This window comes from Aeromicrobium sp. JP4 (assembly GCF_054957925.1).
In genome coordinates, this window is sequence record NZ_CM143290.1 from 3,441,302 (window position 1) to 3,456,209 (window position 14,908).

The 14,908-nt window shown below is 67.6% G+C and carries 17 protein-coding genes, 2 pseudogenes and 1 other annotated feature; of the genes and pseudogenes, 12 read left to right on the plus strand and 7 right to left on the minus strand.

All coding sequences use genetic code 11. The features are described 5' to 3' along the window. Positions 1 to 247: 247 nt before the first annotated feature. Positions 248 to 1,891 (minus strand): acyl-CoA dehydrogenase family protein, encoded by a 1,644-nt coding sequence (locus ACY1JX_RS16960; protein ID WP_462564696.1) that lies wholly within the window; start codon positions 1,889 to 1,891, stop codon positions 248 to 250. A 90-nt stretch (positions 1,892 to 1,981) separates the two neighbouring features. Here ACY1JX_RS16960 and ACY1JX_RS16965 point away from each other — a divergent pair, with 90 nt between their 5' ends. Further along, positions 1,982 to 2,236 (plus strand): helix-turn-helix domain-containing protein, encoded by a 255-nt coding sequence (locus tag ACY1JX_RS16965; RefSeq protein WP_286928363.1) that lies wholly within the window; start codon positions 1,982 to 1,984, stop codon positions 2,234 to 2,236. Further along, positions 2,233 to 3,141, plus strand: coding sequence for a zinc ribbon domain-containing protein (locus tag ACY1JX_RS16970; RefSeq protein WP_462564697.1), 909 nt, complete (start codon positions 2,233 to 2,235; stop codon positions 3,139 to 3,141). Before ACY1JX_RS16965 ends, ACY1JX_RS16970 begins: the two co-directional genes overlap by 4 nt. On the opposite strand, the gene ACY1JX_RS16975 is transcribed toward ACY1JX_RS16970, so the two are convergent. Both ACY1JX_RS16975 and ACY1JX_RS16980 read right to left on the minus strand, forming a co-directional pair. Further along, positions 3,142 to 3,615 carry a YbaK/EbsC family protein gene (locus ACY1JX_RS16975; protein ID WP_462564698.1) on the minus strand — a complete coding sequence of 158 codons (474 nt, stop codon included), beginning with the start codon at positions 3,613 to 3,615 and terminating at the stop codon, positions 3,142 to 3,144. A 22-nt stretch (positions 3,616 to 3,637) separates the two neighbouring features. Continuing rightward, complete coding sequence (locus ACY1JX_RS16980) at positions 3,638 to 4,396, minus strand: SGNH/GDSL hydrolase family protein (RefSeq protein WP_462564699.1); 759 nt, start codon at positions 4,394 to 4,396, stop codon at positions 3,638 to 3,640. A 354-nt stretch (positions 4,397 to 4,750) separates the two neighbouring features. Between ACY1JX_RS16980 and ACY1JX_RS16985 the strand changes: the two genes are divergently transcribed. The 6 genes and pseudogenes from ACY1JX_RS16985 to ACY1JX_RS17010 all read left to right on the plus strand — a co-directional run bounded on the left by ACY1JX_RS16985 (position 4,751) and on the right by ACY1JX_RS17010 (position 8,749). Next, positions 4,751 to 5,980: a tyrosine-type recombinase/integrase gene (locus ACY1JX_RS16985; protein ID WP_462564700.1), complete on the plus strand. Its 1,230-nt coding sequence runs from the start codon at positions 4,751 to 4,753 to the stop codon at positions 5,978 to 5,980. 181 nt (positions 5,981 to 6,161) lie between these two features. Next, positions 6,162 to 6,311 carry a hypothetical protein gene (locus ACY1JX_RS16990; protein ID WP_462564701.1) on the plus strand — a complete coding sequence of 50 codons (150 nt, stop codon included), beginning with the start codon at positions 6,162 to 6,164 and terminating at the stop codon, positions 6,309 to 6,311. Between the two features lie 42 nt (positions 6,312 to 6,353). After that, positions 6,354 to 6,479 (plus strand): hypothetical protein, encoded by a 126-nt coding sequence (locus ACY1JX_RS16995; RefSeq protein ID WP_462564702.1) that lies wholly within the window; start codon positions 6,354 to 6,356, stop codon positions 6,477 to 6,479. Then, positions 6,440 to 6,568 (plus strand) — a sequence feature (AL1L pseudoknot). Its footprint overlaps the gene before it by 40 nt. Then, positions 6,482 to 7,204: pseudogene (locus ACY1JX_RS17000) on the plus strand (IS3 family transposase); the annotation flags it as partial. It overlaps the preceding feature by 87 nt. A gap of 305 nt (positions 7,205 to 7,509) precedes the next feature. Then, entirely contained in the window at positions 7,510 to 8,472 is a 963-nt protein-coding gene (locus ACY1JX_RS17005) for a transposase (RefSeq protein WP_462564703.1), read from the plus strand. 22 nt (positions 8,473 to 8,494) lie between these two features. Further along, complete coding sequence (locus tag ACY1JX_RS17010) at positions 8,495 to 8,749, plus strand: IS3 family transposase (RefSeq protein ID WP_462564704.1); 255 nt, start codon at positions 8,495 to 8,497, stop codon at positions 8,747 to 8,749. Here the strand turns inward: ACY1JX_RS17010 and ACY1JX_RS17015 are convergent. The 4 genes and pseudogenes from ACY1JX_RS17015 to ACY1JX_RS17030 form a co-directional block, all read right to left on the minus strand. Then, positions 8,727 to 9,730: pseudogene (locus ACY1JX_RS17015) on the minus strand (IS481 family transposase). The gene ACY1JX_RS17010 and the pseudogene ACY1JX_RS17015 overlap by 23 nt on opposite strands. Positions 9,731 to 9,825: 95 nt before the next feature. After that, positions 9,826 to 10,176, minus strand: a complete 351-nt coding sequence (locus ACY1JX_RS17020) for a transposase family protein (protein WP_462564705.1) — start codon at positions 10,174 to 10,176, stop codon at positions 9,826 to 9,828. Next, entirely contained in the window at positions 10,143 to 10,388 is a 246-nt protein-coding gene (locus ACY1JX_RS17025; protein WP_462564706.1) for a transposase, read from the minus strand. The genes ACY1JX_RS17020 and ACY1JX_RS17025 overlap by 34 nt, the downstream gene beginning before the upstream one ends. A gap of 44 nt (positions 10,389 to 10,432) precedes the next feature. Further along, complete coding sequence (locus tag ACY1JX_RS17030) at positions 10,433 to 11,242, minus strand: 3-hydroxyacyl-CoA dehydrogenase family protein (protein WP_462564707.1); 810 nt, start codon at positions 11,240 to 11,242, stop codon at positions 10,433 to 10,435. A gap of 147 nt (positions 11,243 to 11,389) precedes the next feature. On the opposite strand from ACY1JX_RS17030, the gene ACY1JX_RS17035 reads away from it, so the two are divergent. The 4 genes from ACY1JX_RS17035 (at position 11,390) to ACY1JX_RS17050 (ending at position 14,890) form a co-directional block, all read left to right on the plus strand. Further along, positions 11,390 to 12,901, plus strand: a complete 1,512-nt coding sequence (locus ACY1JX_RS17035; RefSeq protein ID WP_462564708.1) for a class I adenylate-forming enzyme family protein — start codon at positions 11,390 to 11,392, stop codon at positions 12,899 to 12,901. Continuing rightward, positions 12,898 to 13,365: a MaoC/PaaZ C-terminal domain-containing protein gene (locus tag ACY1JX_RS17040; RefSeq protein WP_462564709.1), complete on the plus strand. Its 468-nt coding sequence runs from the start codon at positions 12,898 to 12,900 to the stop codon at positions 13,363 to 13,365. The genes ACY1JX_RS17035 and ACY1JX_RS17040 overlap by 4 nt, the downstream gene beginning before the upstream one ends. After that, the gene (locus ACY1JX_RS17045) at positions 13,343 to 14,110 is read left to right on the plus strand and encodes an enoyl-CoA hydratase/isomerase family protein (RefSeq protein WP_462564710.1); all 768 of its coding nucleotides are present in this window, start codon (positions 13,343 to 13,345) and stop codon (positions 14,108 to 14,110) included. The genes ACY1JX_RS17040 and ACY1JX_RS17045 overlap by 23 nt, the downstream gene beginning before the upstream one ends. A gap of 402 nt (positions 14,111 to 14,512) precedes the next feature. After that, entirely contained in the window at positions 14,513 to 14,890 is a 378-nt protein-coding gene (locus ACY1JX_RS17050) for a PaaI family thioesterase (protein WP_462564711.1), read from the plus strand. Positions 14,891 to 14,908: the final 18 nt, after the last annotated feature.

Genomic DNA, 14,908 nt, shown 5'->3' on the forward strand with positions numbered 1-14,908 from the left:
TGGCTGGGCGCGAGCGTCATCGCTCAGCGCGGGGGCTGCGGGGTGGGGCAGATCAACGACACATCATGGAGCGCGCACGACCGAGGTCGACGTGGAGTCGTTCCACGAGCCAGGTGGTCTGTGCGGCGAGCATGCAGACAGTCTGTCCAGTGAGACGGGGGTCCAACAAACGGACGTCTCGAAATATGGGACTGTCGTCCGTATCGCGAGACGCGAGAGGGGCAAGTGCTGGAATCCCAGCCTGAATTCACACGGCCGGTTGAGCCCTCTCGACGATGCCACGCAGGTCGAGACCGCTGGGCAGCGTGCCGAACGTGCCCGCCCACTGCCCGCCGAGGCGTGAGGCGCAGAACGCATCGGCCGCGGCGGGACTGGAGTACCGGATCATCAGGGAGCCCTGCAGGATCGCCGCCATGCGCGAGGCGACCCAGCGCGCCGAGGCCTCGGCGTCGGCGGGATCGGCCAGGCGGCGGAGCACCTCGTCGACCGCGGCGTCGAGGCGCGCGTCCTCGCCGCGGACGGTGCCGACCTCGGTGCGCCAGGCGTCGAGGGTGCCGTTCTCGCGCGAGAGCGCTCGCAGGACGTCGAGGGCGTTGACGTTGCCGCTGCCCTCCCAGATCGAGTTGAGCGGGGACTCGCGGAACAGCAGCGGCATGCCCGACTCCTCGGCGTAGCCGTTGCCGCCGAGGCACTCGAGCGCCTCGCCGACCATCATCGGCGTGCGCTTGCAGACCCAGTACTTGGACAGGGCCAGGCCGATGCGCCGGAGGTTGCGCTCGTGCTCGTCGTCGGGGCGATCCATCGCCGCGGCCAGGCGCAGGCCGGCCAGCATGCCCGCCTCGGACTCCAGTGCGAGGTCGGCCAGTACGCCCACCATGGCGGGTTGGTCGATGAGCCGCGCGCCGAAGGCCGAACGGTGCCGGGTGTGCCACGCGGCCTCGGCGAACGCCTTGCGCATGATGGAGGCCGATCCCAGGATGCAGTCCATCCGGGTGGCCGAGACCATCTCGATGATCGTGCGGATCCCGCGTCCCTCCTCGCCGAGGCGCACGGCCCACGTGTCGTCGAACTCGAGCTCGCTGGAGGCGTTGGACTTGTTGCCCAGCTTGTCCTTCAGTCGCACGATCGTCAGCGGGTTGCGCGAGCCGTCGGGCAGCACCCGCGGCACCACGAAGCAGGTGGAGCCGGAGTCGGTCTGGGCCAGGACCAGGAAGACGTCGTTCATCGCGGCCGAGGTGAACCACTTGTGGCCCGTGAGCCGGTACTCGCCCCGGACGTCGGTGGCCTTCGCGATGGTGCTGTTGATCCGCAGGTCTGAGCCGCCCTGCTTCTCGGTCATGCCCATGCCGGCCAGCAGGCCGGCCTTCTCCTGCGGCGCGCGCAGCCCGAAGTCGTAGGTGGTGGAGGCCAGCCCCGGCGTCCACTGCGCGGCCAGCTCGGGGTCGGTGCGCAGCGCGGGCACGACCGCATAGGTCATGGTGATGGGGCACATGTGGCCCTGCTCGACCTGGCCCCAGGTGTAGAAGCCCGTGGCCCGGCGCAGGTGCGCGGCGGGGTGGTCGGAGGTCCACGGCGCAGCGGTGAGGCCGAAGCCGACTCCGCGCTCCATGAGCCAGTGCCACGAGGGATGGAAGCGGATCTCGTCGATCCGGCGCCCGAAGCGATCGACGGGCTCGTGGACCGGCGGGTACTCGTTGGCCAGGTGCCAGTGCTCGCGCGCCTCCGCCGTGCCGGCGAGCGCGCCGATCGGCTGCAGGTACTCGCGGATCTCGCCCGCCTGGGCGCCGCCGAGTGCCGCGACGGCGTCCATCAGCGGGGTGTCGGCGGCCGCGATGTTCACGTCGTCGAAGGGCACGGCCTGGTTCTCGGGGATGCGCTGCACGGGATCCATGGACTCACCGTAATTCCTCGCGGCGACACGCCTGCGGGCATAGCGCCCGTGCTATGGACAGGCATAGCACGCATGCGATACGGTCCCGGCATGCGAGGACCGATCGAGCACGACGACTTCTACGAGGGCATCGCCCGGCAGGTGGTCGAGCAGCGAACGCTCCGGCGGCTCTCCCAGCGTGAGCTCGCCGATCTGTGCGGCACGACCCAGTCGGCGATCGCACGGTTCGAGTCCGGCTCGCGCCCACCCAAGCTCGACACGCTGCTGCGGATCGCCGCGGCACTGGACTGCGAGCTCGACGTCACGTTCCGCCCGCGCACGCGCCCCACGAAGGAGTCCCGATGAGCACCCGAGTCGACACCGAGCAGATCGAGTCCACCCGCAGCGAGAAGCTGCTCGCGGTGCTGTTGGCCGCCTTCCTGCTCGTGGGCGCCGTGTGGTTCTACGCGAAGGTTCCCGCCTGGGTCGACGGCGCGCTGCCGCAGGTCGACGACAGGGCCGTGGTCCAGGCCGAGAGTCGACAGGCGGAGGCGGACCAGGCACGGTGGGACGCCGAGACCGAACGCGATGAGGCACGACTTCAGCTCGACCTCGAGCGGGAGGAGTACAAGGTCGCGCTGCAGGAGGGGGAGGGCGCCGCCGACGCACGGCAGGAGTACGAGGAGGCCCAGGCCGAGTACGAACGGGTCGACGCCGAGCTGGAGGCCGCCACCGCGGCGGCCGGCACGGCCGAGGAGGAGGCCCAGCAGGCGCGGGAGGCCTACGACCAGGAGAACCGCTCGGGCCTGAAGGCCTGGCTGGTCGCCGGCATCAGGCTCGCCTTCATTGCCGGGTGGACGTTCGGCGCGTACCAGCTGATGGCCCGGCTGCGGCGACGCGAGTCCCGGTATCTCACGCTCGCGTTCGCCGGCGCTGCGGTCGGCGCCATCATGGCGCTCGTCTTCGCGGTCGACTACATCACCGACTACGTCGATCCCCTGGACCTCGGGCCGTTCGTGCTGTCGGCCCTCGGCGTCGTGGCCACCGTGGTGGCGTTCCGGGTGCTGCAGAAGCACCTCGCCGCTCGGGTGCCCGGCCGCCGGGTGCGCAAGGGGGAGTGCCCGTTCTGCGGGTTCCCGCTGCACGACGCCGGTCTGGACGGCGGACCGCACTGTGCGGGCTGCGGCCGCGACGTCATCGCGGACTGCGCCTCGTGCGGCGCGCCCCGACGTGTGGGTTCGCCGCACTGCGCGGCGTGCGGCGCGCCCTGATCAGGGCAGACGACTCACCGTGACCCACCCGGCGGCGTCCGACAGGTCCTCGAGCTCGGCGGGAGTCAGCTCGATGGCCGAGTCGGCACTGCCGGCCGCCGGGAACACCGTGTCGAAGCGCTTCAGAGAGGTGTCCAGGTGCACCGTGGCGTTCGCCGGGTTGGCGAAGGGACACACGCCGCCCACGGGGTGACCCGTGAGCCCCTCGACCTCCTCGGCCCTGAGCATGGTGGCCTTGCGGCCGAAGGTGGCCTTGAAGGCGGCGTTGTCGGTGCGCGCGTCGCCGGCCATCACGACGAGCACGCACGTGTCGGGGGAGTCGCCCCGGAACGAAAGGGTCTTGGCGATGCGGGCCGGCTCGACACCGAACGCCTCGGCTGCCTCGGCCACCGTGGCGCTCGAGCCGGCGGTCTGGAGGATGTCACCCGCCCGGCCGTGACCGGTCAGGAACTCGCGCACGCTCTCGATCGACATGGCTCGATCCTGCCCGACGACGTCAGGCGCGCGGGAGACGGTCGGCGAGACCGGAGTTCTGCAGGAACTGCTCGCTGAGGAAGCGGCTGCCCTCGTTGTTGGGGTGGACGCCGTCGGGCGCCTGCTCGAGGGTCAGTGGCTGCGTCTCGACCCAGGAGAAGCCGTGGCGCTCGGCGGCCTCGCGCACGATGGGCCGGATGATCCGGCCCTTGCGCTCCTTGGTGGTGCCCCACGGGGTCAGCACGAGGACGTCGTCGTGCGACCGGCCGAGCTCGTCCCAGACCACGGCGAGCTCGTCGAAGAAGCCCTCGGCGGCACGCTCGATCTCGGTGCGAGTGGCCTCGACGACCCGGCCGTCCTTCGTGCAGCGGCGCCAGTCGTTGCGCCCGCCCTCCACGACGAGGATCCGGGGGGCGACGTCGCGCACCGTGTCGAGGCGCGACGTGAACCGCGTGTGCTCGCAGCTGCTGCTGCGCGACAGGAATCCGGTGCCGCCCATGGCGTCGAGCTGCGGCTCGAGACCGAGCTGGAAGGCGACCATCGCCCACCAGCCGGGATAGCGGCTGTGGCGGTCGCCGTAGTACGAGGAGTAGGAGTCGCCGATGACGAGCATCTTCTCGGGCGCCGACGGGGCGACCAGCGGCGTGACCGTCGGACTGGCCGCGGCGGGCGTGGAGGGTGCGGCGGCGCCGGCGCTGGTGACCAGTGCGGTCAGGGTGCCGGCGACGGTGAGGACGACAAGTCCGAGGCGCCTGCGGGGCAAGTGGGCACGGCTCGTCACGCCGGTTCCTCCGTGGTGTCGTTACTGGTGAGTCAGTAGAAGATAGCGTGCCCGGTCGCCAGGTCCGCGAGCCACGCGGTGACATTCTCGTGTCGCGGACGAGAGCGGCACACGACGAAGCCGCAGGCCGTGAGACCTGCGGCTTCTTTCTGTGGGCGATACTGGGTTTGAACCAGAAATACGGCGTTTCGGCGGTCGCCGCTGGATCTATCCAGCGATCGTGATTATCCTTGTCATTGCAGTGAAATTGTGGATGGACAATGCCGGACACGAACGCCCAGATGTCGACTTTTCTGCCCCACGTCTGCCCCACGCTGCCCCACGTGTGCCCCACGAAACCGAGGTGAAGATCGGATGGCCCGACGGGACGAGCGCCGACAATTTGGAGAGATCTCCAGACTGCCCAGCGGGCGGTTCCGTGCTCGTTACGCGGACCCCGAAGGCCGGACGCATGCCAACGGTGTTCGCGTTCGTCACACGGCACCAATCACGTTCGAAAGTCGGGCTGACGCCGAAGCGTGGCTCGTCGATGAGCGGCGCACCGTCTCGAGTGGTGAGTGGACGCCTCCCGGGGTTCGGGCAGCGGTGCGGCGTACGCCCGGATTGACGTTGGGGGAGTACGCGCCGCGTTGGTTGGCCAACAGGCGGGTCAAGGGGCAGCCCCTGGCGGACCGCACGCGAGACCACTACCAGGACCTGTTGGACCGCTTCATTCTGCCGTTCTTCGGGAGAACGCCCCTTCGAGAGATCACTCCGGAGATGGTGAGCCACTGGTACGACACCGCGGCTTCGGATCGGCCCACCTACCAGGCGCATTCCTACTCGTTGCTGCGCGCGATCTTGCGCACGGCGGCAGATCCAGCGAAGAACAACGGCCGTCCGCTGATCCCCTTCAACCCGTGCGGCATCTCCGGTGGCGGCTCGACCGGTGCGAAGCGGCGGGTGAGTCCAGCGACTGCCGAGGAGATCGCGGTCATCGTCGCGAACATGCCCGACCGTCACCGCTTGATGATCCTCTTGGCCGACGGGTGCGCCCTTCGTTTCGGCGAGCTGGCCGAACTTCGCCGACACGACATCGACGTGAAGAACGCGGTGATCAGGGTCCGTCGAGGCGTCGTTCGCTCACGCTCGGCCGGAGTGGTGGCGAAGGCCCCGAAGAGTGATGCTGGCATCCGTGACGTCCCGATCCCGCCCGACATCGTTGACGCTGTAGCGGAGCATCTACGTGAGTTCGCCGCGCCCGGCCGTGATGGGCTGGTCTTCCCTGGCGCGAACGGCAATCATCTGTCGCCGAGTGCGTTCTACGGCAAGGTTTCCAGGAAGCTACGAGGCGAGCCGGCAGCCGGGGGTTACGGCTGGTACGAGGCTCGCCGCATCGCCGCCCGCTCGGACCTGAGGTTCCACGACCTGCGCCACGGTGCGCTCACCGAGGCCGCGCGCCACGGAGCCACGCTGGCGGAGCTGATGGCGCTCGGAGGTCACTCCACCAGCCAAGCCGCCATGCGATACCAGCAAGCCGCGTCGGATCGGCTCGCTCAGATCGCGCGTAAGCGTGCCGAGGCCCGAGGTTGGAGCGCGAACTGAGGGCCGCATCGCAGGTCAGAGCCGATGTGGCCGCGCTCCCTGGCGTGACAGTGGCAAGGGACCAGCACCTCGGTTCGTGGCAGCGCGCGGCGACTAGTCACATCGCGTCGTCGCACGGTAAGCCACCACTGAATCGCCCCGGGTTTCCCGGAGGCTCTCAATCCAGTGAAGGATGAGAGTCATGGCAGCACAGAGGAAGTACAGCCTTGAGCTGAAGGAGCGGGCGACGCGCATGGCGGTCGAGGCCCGTCAGGATCCGAGTTCGAAGATCGGGGCGTTCAAGCGGATCGGTGATCAGCTGGGTGTTCATCCCGAGGCTCTGCGAACGTAGGTCAAGCAGGCTGAGATCGATGGTGGGGTCCGGCCAGGGACCATGACCGATGACTCGCAGCGGATCGCCGATCTGGAGCGTGAGAATCGCGAGCTGCGACGGGCGAACACGATCTTGAAGCAGGCGTCGGCTTTCTTTGCGGCGGAGCTCGACCGCCCGTCGAAGTGATCGTGGAGTTCGTCGCGCAGCGTCGTGACGAGCACGGAGTCGAGCCGATCTGTGAGGCCTTGAAGGACACGGCCGCGCAGATCGCTCCGTCCACGGTCAGGGCTCGTCTCAGCCCTACCCGCCGGCCGTCGGCCCGGGCGGTCAGGGACGCCGAGCTGGTGCCGCTGATCCGCAAGGCGCACACCGACAACATCGGTGTCTACGGGGTCAGGAAGATCCACGCCGAGTTGGTCCGCCGAGGTGTGACGGTGGCTCGCTGCACCGTCGAACGGCTGATGCGGTCCGAAGGTCTGCGCGGGATCCCGCGGGAGAAGTCCCGCCGGACCACGATCAGCGACGGCGCTGAGACCGAACGGCCAGTTGATCTGGTCGATCGTGAGTTCGTCGCCAAGGCACCGAATCAGTTGTGGGTCGCGGACATTACCTACATCCGCACACACTCCGGATGGGTTTATGCCGCGTTCGTCCTGGACGTGTTCTCCCGGATGGTCGTGGGCTGGCAGGTCTCGACCCACATGCGCACCGACTTGGCCCTCGACGCGCTCGACATGGGCCTCTGGGCCCGGCAACGGGCCGGCCAAGACGTCACCGGTCTGACGCATCACTCGGACCGCGGAGTCCAGTATCGAGCGGTTCGCTACACCGAGCGGCTCGCTGAGGCAGAGGCCGTCGCGTCGGTCGGTTCCAAGGGCGATTCGTATGACTGTGAGACTGTCGATCGTCTCCTGGCGGCCTGACTCTTGCTGACGACTGACCCCGAAGTCTGGGTGTCCTGGCTGTTGATCTGTCGTCCGCCAGGAGGCGCTTCATCCATGGTGCTGGCCGGGCGGGCGTGACCTCATAGGAGCCTGATCGCAACAGTCTCATCACAGTCCCGTCCACCCGACCGGCCAGCGTCACTCACCGGTTGGAAGGGCAAGCACTATGAGCATGCAGCAGGTTCCGTCGCACCGTCGAGTCGTTGTCGGTGTCGACACCCACAAGTACGTCCACGTCGCGGTCGCGATCGATGACCTTGGCACCGTCTTGGATGACCGATCCTTTGTCGCCGATGCTGGCGGCTATGCCCAACTGGGCGGCCTCGTTCGGCGGGAAACTGATCTTCGGGATCGAAGGCACAGGATCGTATGGCGCAGGCCTGGCTGGCGCGGTCCGCCGCCGCGGGATCGGCGCAATGGAAGTAGTCCGCACCGACCGGCGTGACCGACGGCTGCGCGGGAAGTCCGACACCATCGATGCTGAGAATGCCGCCAAAGCAGTTCTCGCCGGCTTGGCCACTGCGGTCCCGAAGTCCGCCGATGGCGTGGTCGAGATGATCCGGCAGGTCAAGGTCGCCAAGGACATCGCCGTCAAGGCTCGAACGTCAGCGATGATCAGCCTCAAACAGGTCATCGTGAATGCGCCCGACACCCTGCGCCAAGAGCTGCAACCGTTGTCGAAGATGGCGTTGATCAACCGCTGCGCCGGCCTGCGTCCGGGGCGCGTCACCACCGTTGCTGCTGCCACGAAGCACACGCTGCGCGCGATTGCCCGACGTTGGCAGCAACTCAACGCCGAGATCGTCGAGCACGAGAAGATCTTGACCGACCTCACCTCCTCGGCTGCCCCCGAGTTGGCGAAGGCATTCGCCGTCGGTCCTGACACCGCCGCGGAAATGCTCATCGTGGCCGGCGACAACCCCGAACGAGTCCGGTCCGAAGCCGCGTTCGCCAGACTCTGTGGCGTCGCACCAATCCCGGCATCGTCGGGAATGACGACACGGCACCGGCTCAACCGTGGTGGTCACCGCCAGGCCAACGCAGCGCTCTACCGGGTCGTGATCGTGCGGATGCAGCACCACGAACCGACCAAGGCTTACGTCGCCAGAAGGACCGCAGAAGGCAAGACCAAAGCCGAGATCATCCGCTGCCTCAAACGGCTCCTCGCCCGCGAGCTCTGGGCGGCAATGCGCCCCATCCGCGACGCCCGTCAGAGCCTCCCGAACGCTGCTTGACGGATATAGGAGCATCAACGCGATGGCTGAGGCGCTGAACTCGCTGTTCAAGGCCGAGTGCATCCGCAACCCCGTCATGCGGCCGGCCGGCGGCTGGAAGTCCGTGCGAGACGTCGAGATCGCAGTGGCTGAATACATCGACTGGTTCAACCACCGTCGTCTGCACGGCGAGATCGGACACGTCCCACCAGCCGAGTTCGAGACCAACCACTGGGCCCGACACGGCGACCAGCACTACGCTGAAACACCCGTCCTCATCGAGGCCGGAACCAACTAAACGAGCCTCCAGCAAACCCGGGGCGATTCAGTAGCGCTCCGAGTGCGGAATGGGGCCTGTGGTGATTGTAGAAGTGCAGCCAGCCCGGCAGGGCGGCTCGGCGTTCTGCCTCTGATCTGTACAACCGTGCGTAGGCCCAGCCATCGGCGAGGGTGCGGTGGAATCGTTCGATCTTCCCGTTGGTCTGCGGTCGGTAGGGGCGAGTGCGCATGTGGGTGATCTCGAGGGCTTGGCAGGCGTCGCGCCAGGCGTGTGACCGGTAGCAGCTGCCGTTGTCGGACAGGACGCGTTCGACGGTGACGCCGCGGTCGGCGAACCACTCGACGGCTCGCTGCAGGACACCGATGGCGCTGGCTGCGGTCTCATCGGGACAGAACTCGGCGTAGGCGACGCGGGAGTGGTCGTCGATCACCGTGTGGAGGAATGCCGTGCCGATGTTCGGGTGGCCTTTTGGTGTCCGGCCGTCCGCAACGCTGTCTGAGCCTTGTTTCGATAGCCGCGCTGCTTTCCGACGTAGCGCCAGCCGCCGCCGTCGGGGATGTTGCCGAACTTGGTGACGTCGACGTGGATCAGCGAACCCGGACGCGGGTGCTCGTAACGCCTGATCGGCTCCCCGGTGACCCGATCGATGTGGCGGAGCCGATTCAAGCGACAGCGCACCAGCACCGCGTGCACCGTTGACGGCGCGAGTCCGAGCCGGCCTCCGATCTGCACTGGCCCCAGCCGGTGGCGCCAACGCAGGGTCACGATCTGACGCTTGACGTGCTCGGGAGTGCGGTGCGGACAAGACCTGGGCCGGCTCGACCGGTCGACCATCCCGGCCGGTCCCTCAGCACGGAACCGGGCTGCCCATTTGCGGGCGGTCACGGTCGAGACCATGAACATCCTGGCCGCCTCCGACGGCTTCCAGCCGTCCTCGATGATCAGACGGGCCAGACGAAGACGTGCTCGTGGTGTGAGGGCAGCGTTAGCGTGGACCATGAAGGCCTCCTCGGTGCGAAACGGAACCTAGACAGCTCCACTCTCACCCGGAGGCATTCACCTATCCAAAGAAACAACGTCCCTGGACATCACAGCTAGGGCGGGTCCGACGGGACTGCGATGCGCAGCTGTTCCATCATGGCGAAGAGCACGGGCGAGTTCCCGGCCCGGCCAACCGCCAGCAGCACCACGAGCGGGAGCCCTTGGCCATCGACAAGTTCATGGATCTTGATGCTCAGCCCGCCGCAGGAACGACCAACGGCATGGTCAGGCGGCTCGTCGGTCAGGTGCGTGCAACTCGACCCAGCCCCCTGTGAGGCGGGCAACGTTGATGGCGTGCTGATGCCCTCGAGCAATCGGCGAATCGACCAGTCCACCAGCCCCGTAGCGCCCGCAGCAGCCGTCAGCTTGTTCAGCACCACGTCCCACGCCCCGTCGGCGGCCATCCGGCGATGCCACGTCCACATCGCGTCTGCCACGGCCTAGAAACTTCCATCAGATCACGCCACGAGATTCCAGTGCGATACGACCGGTAGATGATCGCCTCGACCATCGTCCGCGCATCCGCGAACGGCCGTCCCCGACATCCGGTCCGAGACGGCAACATCGACTCGAGTAACGACCACTGCCCATCCGAAAGCATCTGGAATCGCGACATAACCACGATCCCCGGCCAGGAAGCCGATCGTTGTCAGACACGCCCTAGGTCGTCGGCGCGACCTGCACCGGGCGGACGTCGAAGCGCTCGCCGGCCAGGGCCATGCGACGCAGGAGGGCTGGGGGCTCAAACCGTGCGACGTCGCCGGTCTCTGAGACCAGCGCGTCACCCAGAGCGACAGCCACGTCGAGCCCGATCAGGTCCAGAATGCTCAAGGGGCCCATCGGGTGCCCGCACCCCGCGGTGAAGGTGAGATCGACGTCGCGCGCCTCACCCAGGCCCGCGTCCACCGCGCGTGCGGCATCGAACAGGAACGGGATCAACATCCGGTTGAGGATGAAGCCGGCGACGTCCTTCACCCGGACGTGCCGGACCCCGAGGTTGTCGAGGAAGTCTGCGGCGGCCCGGGCGTTGACGGCCGAGACGTCGCGACGCGTCACCAGCTCGCAGAATCGAAGTCGGTGAGGGGGGTTCATGAAGTGCAGGCCGACCAGCCGCGCTTGGGCATCGTGATCGGGATCAATCCGCTCGAGAGGAAGTCCGAGCGTGATGGTGCCGATGAGGGCCTCACGGGGGGCCAGCTCGACGGCGCGACGCACGATCGACTGCTTCTCGGCGGCGATCTGGGGCGTGGCGTCGACCACGACGCTGCAGTTGACCAGCGCCTCGTCGACGTCCATGCCGACGATCTGGCCGGCGACCGCGGCGTGGCGTGATCGCACCAGGTCCACCCCGCGAGCGAGCGCGTCTGGCGAATGGTCGGCCAGTCGCACGCTCAGCCCGGCCTCCAGGCACAGGCGTGCGACGCCGGTGCCCATCACGCCCGCTCCGATAATCGCCACTGATCCCGTCATGAGCCGTCCTTTGTCCATTTTGCGGTGATCCACTTCACAATCGCATGGATCTAGATGTAGTCTACTAACCGATTGGTTAGGAGACTTTTGATGGCTTTGATCATAGGTGACCTTCCACGCGTTAATGCGTGTCGGCGCCCCGGTGGCGTGGCGCTCGTCGATCAGCGGTCGCGCAGGACCTGGCAGGAGTTCGACCATCGCGTCGACCGTCTCGCGCGCGTGCTGCTGGACCACTTCGCCCTCGGCGAGCAGCAGACGGTGGCGATCTTGTCCGAGAACCGCAGCGAGTACGTCGAGTTGATGTTCGCGGTCTCGAGGGCGGGGATGCGGTGGACCGGACTCAATACGCGGCACCATCGCGACGAGATGTCGTACCAGCTGGTCGACAGCGAGGCGCGCGTCCTGATCCACGATGCGCACTTCCGCGACGTGGCGGTCGAGCTCGCCTCGGCGATCGGCCTGCCCACGATCGAGCTGGGCGAGGAGTACGAGTCGCTGCTGCTGGCCGCGCGCGACCTGCCGTTCGAGTCCCACGGCGATGAGGACCTGCCGTACGCGCTCACCTACACGTCGGGCACGACGGGAGTGGCGCGTGGCGCGCTGATCACGAGCCGTAACGACCTCGCACTGGCCGCGAGCCTCGTGGTCGCCACCGAGACCCGAGTCGATGACGTGTTCTGCGTGATGCTGCCGCTGTTCCACAAGGGTGGACAGTTCTCGACCATGCACCCCATGGCCCTGGGGCAGCCGCTGGTCGTCCCCACCTCGCCCGATCCGGCCGTGGTCTTCGAGGCCATCGAGCGTGAGAAGGTCTCCGTCTTCGTCTCGGTCCCGACCGTGATGCGCATGCTGGTCGAGCACCGCCGCGGCGCCGGGGCAGGACACGATCTGTCGTCGATCCGGCACGTGGCCTATGGGTCGAACCCGATCCCCGTCGATCAGATCCGTGACTTCTCGGAGACGTTCGACTGCGATCTGTCGCAGATCGGGGGCATCGGCACCGAAGGAGGGATCGGACTGTCGCTGTCGAGCCGCGACCACCGACTGGCCCTGGAGAATCCCGACCGTGAGCACATCCTGCGGTCCTGCGGGACGGTCCAGCCGCGGGTCGAGATGCGACTGGTGGACGAGGCCGGCAACGAGGTTGCCATCGACGAGATCGGCGAGATGACCTTTCGTGGAGACGCCTACATCCCGGGCTATCTCAATCAGCCGGAGGCGAACGCGCGGCTCTGGCGTGACGGCTGGCTGTACTCCGGTGACCTGGGTCGTCGTGACCGCGACGGCTACGTCTACTACGTCGAGCGGCTGGGCGGGCGCATCAAGACCGGCGGTGAGTCGGTGCTCGCGCGGGAGGTCGAGGAGGTGCTGATGCTGCACCCGAGCGTCGAGTCTGCGTCCGTGCTGGGTGTGCCCGACGAACGCTGGGGTGAGGCGGTCACGGCCGTGGTCGTGCTGAAGCAGGTGGCCGAGGAGGCCGTCGACATGGAGTCGCTGCTGCGCGACCACGTCCGGTCGCACCTGTCGGGCTACAAGGTCCCGAAGACGATCCACTTCGTCGAGCAGATGCCGCTGACGGCCCTGGGCAAGATCGCACGCGGTGAGGTCAAGAGCCTGGTCCGTTCGCGATCCGGGCAGCCGACGGCGGTCCGCGGGTGAGGCGGCTCGTCGACACGTGGTTCGACGCGCTCGAGATCGGCATGGAGGAGACGACGCGCGGACGCACGATCACCGAGGCCGATGTCGTCAACTGGTGCGCCCTGACCGGCGACTGGTTCGTGCTTCACAGCGACGTCGAGTACGCGAAGCGCTCCGCCTTCGGTCAGCGACTCGTCCCGGGGCTGCAGGTCCTGGCCTACACAGGTGGGTTGGGGGTGCCGGCCGACGCGGAGGCCATCGTGGCCAACTACGGCACCGATCGCGTCCGGTACCCCAGGCCGACCTTCATCGGGGACACCATCCGGTGCGTCATCACCGCAGCCGAGCTCAGCGTGCGCGACGAGTCGACCGGTGTGGCGACGTTCGACTGGTGCGCGGTGAATCAGCACGACGACCTGACGATGACCTCGCGACTCAAGGTCCTGCTGAAGAGGAATGCCGATGTCGGTGAACTACAGCTGTGACGCGAGCGGTGTGGGTGAGATCGTCCTGGACCGGCCCGATCACCTCAACGCCCTCGGTCTCGAGGCCTTCGAGACGTTGATGGAAGCGCTCGACTCGGCTCGCCGGGATCGGGTGAGGGCACTGGTGATGCGGGCGGAGGGGACGTCGTTCTGCGTCGGCCGGGACCTCAAGGGCATCGGACCGGACGAGGACGTCCGGGCGTCCCTCGAGATGATCAACCGGGCGCTGCTGGGGTGGCACACGTTCCCTGCGCCCACGTTTGCGGCCGTGCAGGGGCACTGCCTGGGGGCGGGAGTCGGTCTGGCGCTGTTCGCCGACGTGACGTTCGTCGACGAGACCACGCGCATCGCGTCGCCGTTCGGCGCACTCGGTGCGATCCCTGACTGCGGTTTCCACGTGCTGCTGACCCAGCGCATGGGCGAGGCCGTGACCAAGTACCTCATTCTCAGTGGCCGGCCCATCGACGGTCCCGAGGCGTTCAGCCGGGGACTGGTGGGCCGGTGCGTCCCGCAGGACCAGCTCCTCTCCTCCGTGCGCTCCCTGGCGCAGGAGGTGGCCTCCGGCCCGACCCGGGCGTTCGCCCAGTCCATGGACCTGGTGGACGACGTCCTGGCGGGGGCCGACGTGACGCGGTCGCTGGACCAGGAGGCCCGCGGGCAGGCCGCTGCCATGGCGACGGCGGACTTCCGAGCCGGACTGCACGCCTTCCTCGCCAAGGAGCGAGCCGTCTTCACCGGGGCGTAAATCGCTCCGTCTCGCGAAAACGCGTGTTCCGGAGAGCGCCGGCGTCGCGCTCCTGGGCGCGAACGGCGCGAGCAAGTCGTTCCTCCTGCAGGCTGTCAGTGCAGCACAGATAGGTGAAATTGTGACCTGCCCCCCAGTCTCGTTTCCTCTTTCGGTGGGTCTCAGGCTGGGATGGAGTTGTTCTGGGAGAGTAGCTCGAACTCGATCGGGGTGGCCCTACCTCTACGCAATCCAGCAAGACAAGGTGATCGGACCACCAAGCATTGACGTCTGCGCACTCGCGGTTGTTCGCGTCACTGGCGATATCTACCTGGTCGTCGCCACGGCCTTGCGGCGCAGGTGCTGCCTCCGCACTCGCTGAACTGCGCAGGCTGCGGTCCGGACAATCCGTCTGGACTGGGGATGCAGGTCATTCGCACAGCGAACGGCGTCGAGTCGACCCATAGCTTCGGCGACGGCCAGGTCGGTGCGCCAGGTATCGCGCACGGGGGAGCGGTGGCGCTCGCGTTCGACGACCTCTTCGGGTTCGCGCTGTACACGGTGGGCACGCTCGCCGTCACACGAAGTCTGACAGTCGAGTATCAAGCGCCGTTCCGCCTGTACCAGCCCTACAAGTTCAACGCAGAGGTCGTCGAGCGCACAGGACGTCGGCTCCTGCTCCACGCCGATGCTTGGGACTCAGCAGGTCGAAAGGCAGGCTCGGCCGACGCCACCTTCGTGGTGGTCGAGTCGGCGCACTTTGCGGCGGCCCCACCGGATCATCAAGTGGGCGGTTTGTGATCGCGATCCCGCGACAGT

Excerpts from the sequence above, each read along its gene's own strand:
- ACY1JX_RS16965 (WP_286928363.1), top strand. The coding sequence starts at position 1,982 with ATGCGAGGACCGATCGAGCACGACGACTTCTACGAGGGCATCGCCCGG.
- ACY1JX_RS17020 (WP_462564705.1), bottom strand. The coding sequence starts at position 10,176 with ATGGCCGCCGACGGGGCGTGGGACGTGGTGCTGAACAAGCTGACGGCT.
- ACY1JX_RS16985 (WP_462564700.1), top strand. The coding sequence starts at position 4,751 with ATGGCCCGACGGGACGAGCGCCGACAATTTGGAGAGATCTCCAGACTG.
- ACY1JX_RS17030 (WP_462564707.1), bottom strand. The coding sequence starts at position 11,242 with ATGACGGGATCAGTGGCGATTATCGGAGCGGGCGTGATGGGCACCGGC.
- ACY1JX_RS16990 (WP_462564701.1), top strand. The coding sequence starts at position 6,162 with ATGGCAGCACAGAGGAAGTACAGCCTTGAGCTGAAGGAGCGGGCGACG.
- ACY1JX_RS17010 (WP_462564704.1), top strand. The coding sequence starts at position 8,495 with ATGGCTGAGGCGCTGAACTCGCTGTTCAAGGCCGAGTGCATCCGCAAC.
- ACY1JX_RS16970 (WP_462564697.1), top strand. The coding sequence starts at position 2,233 with ATGAGCACCCGAGTCGACACCGAGCAGATCGAGTCCACCCGCAGCGAG.
- ACY1JX_RS17045 (WP_462564710.1), top strand. The coding sequence starts at position 13,343 with ATGTCGGTGAACTACAGCTGTGACGCGAGCGGTGTGGGTGAGATCGTC.
- ACY1JX_RS16960 (WP_462564696.1), bottom strand. The coding sequence starts at position 1,891 with ATGGATCCCGTGCAGCGCATCCCCGAGAACCAGGCCGTGCCCTTCGAC.
- ACY1JX_RS16975 (WP_462564698.1), bottom strand. The coding sequence starts at position 3,615 with ATGTCGATCGAGAGCGTGCGCGAGTTCCTGACCGGTCACGGCCGGGCG.
- ACY1JX_RS17050 (WP_462564711.1), top strand. The coding sequence starts at position 14,513 with ATGCAGGTCATTCGCACAGCGAACGGCGTCGAGTCGACCCATAGCTTC.
- ACY1JX_RS17005 (WP_462564703.1), top strand. The coding sequence starts at position 7,510 with ATGACCGATCCTTTGTCGCCGATGCTGGCGGCTATGCCCAACTGGGCG.
- ACY1JX_RS16995 (WP_462564702.1), top strand. The coding sequence starts at position 6,354 with ATGACCGATGACTCGCAGCGGATCGCCGATCTGGAGCGTGAGAATCGC.
- ACY1JX_RS17025 (WP_462564706.1), bottom strand. The coding sequence starts at position 10,388 with ATGTCGCGATTCCAGATGCTTTCGGATGGGCAGTGGTCGTTACTCGAG.